The organism is Spirulina sp. 06S082 (genome assembly GCF_034932145.1).
In the GTDB taxonomy this organism is placed as follows: Bacteria; Cyanobacteriota; Cyanobacteriia; order Cyanobacteriales; family Spirulinaceae; genus CCY15215.
Window position 1 is genome coordinate 1 of record NZ_JAYGHV010000350.1, and the last position, 4605, is coordinate 4605.

The window sequence follows — 4605 nt, forward strand, 5'->3', positions numbered from 1 at the left end:
TGCTGTTAGTTTGTGCAAGAATTTCATAAAACAGTAATTGGTAAACAGTAAGCCGTAAATTTCTCAGTTCGTAGAATAAATGCGCTCCAAGGATAGTCAGGTTTCGGTTCTTTACGAACAGATCGATCGCTTCAAAATCCGCGATCGCCGAATGTTTCCCTCGACGATTTATCTTAATAATTTGTTCTACAAATTTAAAGCCCCCGTGGGGGAATCTTCTTCCTTATTGTTCTGCAAAACTGCCCACAGATCGGGACGACAAGTGCGAGTTTTTTCAATTTGTTGTGCTTTGCGCCATTGGGCGATCGCCGCGTGATTCCCCGATCGCAGGACTTCGGGGACTTCCCAATCGCGGAAAACGGCGGGGCGAGTATATTGAGGATAGTCGAGCAATCCCTCTTCAAAACTTTCGGCTTTTAAGGATTCTTCTTTTCCCACAGTCCCCGGACGCAGGCGAACAACTCCATTAAGTAAGGCAAGGGCGGGGATTTCTCCACAAGTTAAAACAAAATCTCCCAAGGAAATTTCTCGGTCGATCAGATGCTGGCGAATGCGATCGTCTACTCCTTCATAATGGCCGCAAATCATTATTAGTTGCTCGTAATTTTGCGACAGTTCCAGCAATGTTTCTTGGTTGAGGGGTTTGCCTTGGGGAGACATCAGAATAATTTCCCGTCGAGGTAAAATAGGCAATGATTCTACAGCAGCAAAAATTGGTTCGGGTTTGAGTAACATTCCCACTCCTCCCCCATAAGGTTCATCATCGACGCGCTTGTGTTTATCCGTCGCAAAATCTCTGGGATTAATCAAATTAACTGTAGCAATTTGTTTTTCTACGGCTCTCCCTAATAAACTCGTTTTCAGGGGAGAGGTAAAAAATTCTGGAAAGAGGGTGACAATATCAAAACGCATATTTTCAGTTATTTAGTTATCAATTTTTTAATGAACAATTATCAAGGAACGGTTATAAGTTATCATTATAGATTGTTAAGCAGCAAAACAAAGAGGAAGGCTGGTAATTATGACATTACTCCTAGCAGGCGATATTGGCGGCACGAAGACGATTTTACAAGCCGTAGAATCGACAGAGAAGGGACTTAACCCTATTTTTGAGGCAAAGTATCTCAGTCAAGATTTTGCCGATCTCGTGCCGATCGCGCAACAATTTCTCGCAACGGCTGCAAAGGAAGTCGGTCAGGAATTACACCCAGAGAAGGCCTGTTTTGCGATCGCGGGTCCGGTGGCAGACGATCGCTGTACTCTCACTAATTTGAGTTGGGTATTAGATGGACGGCGTTTGGAGAAGGAACTCGGCATTGCAAAAGTGAGTTTGATTAATGATTTTGCGGCGATCGGCTATGGGGTTTTCGGATTAAAACCGGAGGATATTCACAGTTTACAAGATGTCCAAGCGGACAAAACGGCACCGATTGCGATTATTGGCGCGGGGACGGGTTTGGGGGAAGGGTTTGTGATTCCTCAAGGGACGGGATATCGGGTGTTTGCGTCGGAGGGAGGACACGCAGATTTTGCCCCTCGTAATGAACTGGAGTTTAAGTTACTAAAATATTTTCACGAAGTACGTAAGTTACAGCGAGTCTCAGTAGAAAGGGTCGTTTCGGGAATGGGAATTGCGGCTATTTATGAGTTTTTAAAGTCTTTGGGAGAGATTCCCGAATCTTCGGAAATTGAGGAAGAAATTGCCAAGGAAGATGCCGATATTGGCGCAATTGTTTCGCGAGGTGCCACGGAAAAAGGCGATCGCTTATGCAAGGAAACATTGGATTTATTTATCGATGCTTATGGGGCAGAAGCGGGTAATTTGGCTTTAAAATTATTGCCTTATGGGGGATTATATATTGCGGGAGGTATTGCCGCGAAAATTCTCCCAGTTCTCCGAGAAGGCAAGTTTATGACGGCTTTTAAAACGAAAGGTCGCGTCAGTCCCGTTTTAAATAATGTTCCTATTCATGTCATTTTAAATCCGCAAGTTGGCTTATTAGGTGCGGGAATTCATGCAAATCAATTATAGATTTTCTTGCCAGCGTCGCCCCATTCAACCAACTCTTCAAAAACGATCTCGGTGTTGACTGGACTATCAACGAATAAACTTTACTGGAGATTCGATACAATTTGATTAGTCTTTTTACCCTCTATTTTTGCGATCGCCTTTCGTTAATTTCATGACTACTTCTTCAACCTCCCTGGAAGATTCTCCCCTACCTACTCCACGTCCCAACGATTGGCGGCTGTTTCTGCGACTGGTCCCCTACGCTCGTCGTAATGGTAAACTCTTTTTGATTTCTTTGCTTCTTTTGCTTCCAGTCTCGATCGCAGGGGTAATTCAACCTTTAATTATCGGACAGGCCATCTCGCTTTTACGGGGAGAACCAACTTGGGCAATTTTAACAGGTGTTTCTTTGTCCACAGGCATTGGCACTTTAATTAAAATCTTACTGGTTAGTATTGCGATTCGCCTTGCTTTTGTGTCCTTACAAGGGTATCTCGTACAGAGGGTCGGTCAAGAAATTACTGCCGGAGTGCGGGAAGATTTATTTAACCATGTTTTGTCTCTTGCGTCTAGCTTTTTCGATCGCACTCCCGTGGGACGATTAGTAACGCGAATTACTAGCGATGTAGAAGCATTAGGAGATGTTTTTGCGACGGGGGCGATCGGCATTCTCAGCGATATTATTTACATTATTGTTATTGTTTTTACCATTTTTGCGTTGGAATGGAAACTAGCATTAATGTTAGTCTTGATGCTCATTCCCGTCTCAGCTTTAATTATCTTTTTTCAACAACAATATCGCAAGGCAAACTATCGCGCCCGTGAAGAGCTTTCTAAACTCAATTCTATGTTGGCGGAAAACATTTCTGGTATTAATATCGTACAACTCTTTCGCCGCGAACGCTTTAACTCTGAAATGTTTCGTTCTATTAATCAAAGATATCGTGAAGAAATCGATAAAACAATTTTTCACGATTCGGCAGTTTCAGCAACTTTAGAATGGGTTGCTTTAGTGGCGATCGCCGGAGTTTTATGGTTAGGAGGTGTTTTAGTTTTACAAGATAATTTGACTTTTGGCGCACTTTCTGCATTCATTCTCTACGCTCAACGATTATTCGATCCCCTGCGAAGATTTGCAGAAAAATTCACCATGATCCAATCAGGATTTACGGCGATCGAACGAATTGGGGAATTAATGGATGAACCTATTGATATTCGCGATCCGAGTGGAAATACAGAGAGCGAATTTTTAGAAGGAGCTGAATGGCGATCGCAGAATAAACCAGGAGAAATTCGCTTTGAAAATGTTTGCTTTGGTTATAAACCCGATGAATATGTTCTCCAAGATTTAAACTTTACCATTCGCCCTGGAGAAAAAGTTGCTTTGGTGGGACCCACAGGAGCAGGAAAAAGTTCCATTATTCGCCTTCTCTGTCGTCTTTACGAACCCAGCAAAGGCAGAATTATTGTTGATGGTATTGACATTCGTGATTTTCGTCAAGCACAATTGCGGCGTTATATTGGTGTCATCTTGCAAGAAAGTTTCTTATTTGCTGGGGATGTCAAGCGCAATATTACCTTGGGTGAAAGTTACTCCTTTGAAGAGATCCAAAAAGCGGCTCAAGTTACCAATGTTTCAGACTTTATCGAACAATTACCCCAAAGTTATGACACCCAGTTGCGAGAGAGAGGAACAAATCTTTCCGGAGGACAAAAACAATTACTCGCTTTTGCCAGAGTTGCCATTCGCAATCCTCGAATTTTGGTACTAGATGAAGCTACTGCCAGTTTGGATGTTGCAACGGAAAGACTCGTTCAAGAAGCCTTAGACAGGCTATTAGAAGAACGGACAGCAATTATTATTGCTCACCGTCTGTCAACGATTCGTAACGTCGATCGCATTTTAGTCTTGAAACGGGGTCAATTAGTCGAATCTGGAAACCATGATGAATTATTAGCACAAGATGGTTTATATGCCAGTTTATATCAATTGCAAATGCTAGGCACAGAATAATCGTTTTTGGGAATTCGCAAAAAAGTACATTCGATCTTTAAAAAAATATTCCCAAAGATTGGTAATTCTAGAGGTTTTTGATAGAATCGAGTCAGCCTCAAAATAGTAGTTATCCTATTTGAAGTTGCATCTATACTGTTAGCACGAGATATTTTATGTTATGAAAGCAGCTAAAAAATTTAACAATATATCGCCAAACCCGCCGAAGTCTAGTTCTCAGCCATCTCGTGCCTATCGTTCTCGTCCCAAATCTAAGCATAATACCCATATCGCAAGGGCTACAGAAACAATTTTGAAACTGGCGATTAATGGGGGTTTATCAGCAGTGGCGATCGCCACTTTGACCAATTTATTTCCCTACTATTGGGGACAGCGAGCCAAAGTACAAGCCGTTCGCATGGAAGTTCGAGAAGCTGAGTACAAAGTTACCCGTTTGCGTGCCAATCTCAATCGCAGTTTCGATCCCTCCCAAGCCTTAAATGTCATGCAAGAACAAAGTGCAATGTTAGCACCCAACCAGCGTCGCATTGTTTTAATGGATGAAGCTGAAAATAGATAGGGCGATCGCAACCGTGAAGAG

The 4605-nt window shown here is 42.5% G+C and carries 4 protein-coding genes; 3 read left to right on the forward strand and 1 reads right to left on the reverse strand.

All coding sequences use genetic code 11. The annotated features are described in order from the left end of the window. Positions 1-186: 186 nt before the first annotated feature. A complete protein-coding gene (gene trmD, locus VB714_RS20975) occupies positions 187-912 on the reverse strand; it encodes a tRNA (guanosine(37)-N1)-methyltransferase TrmD (protein WP_323226636.1) in 726 nt (241 codons plus the stop codon). A gap of 109 nt (positions 913-1021) precedes the next feature. Between trmD and VB714_RS20980 the strand changes: the two genes are divergently transcribed. The 3 genes from VB714_RS20980 to VB714_RS20990 all read left to right on the forward strand — a co-directional run bounded on the left by VB714_RS20980 (position 1022) and on the right by VB714_RS20990 (position 4584). After that, entirely contained in the window at positions 1022-2032 is a 1011-nt protein-coding gene (locus tag VB714_RS20980) for a glucokinase (protein WP_323226637.1), read from the forward strand. Between the two features lie 151 nt (positions 2033-2183). Next, a complete protein-coding gene (locus VB714_RS20985) occupies positions 2184-4025 on the forward strand; it encodes an ABC transporter ATP-binding protein (RefSeq protein ID WP_323226638.1) in 1842 nt (613 codons plus the stop codon). Between the two features lie 160 nt (positions 4026-4185). Next, entirely contained in the window at positions 4186-4584 is a 399-nt protein-coding gene (locus VB714_RS20990) for a hypothetical protein (RefSeq protein ID WP_323226639.1), read from the forward strand. Positions 4585-4605 lie beyond the last annotated feature (21 nt).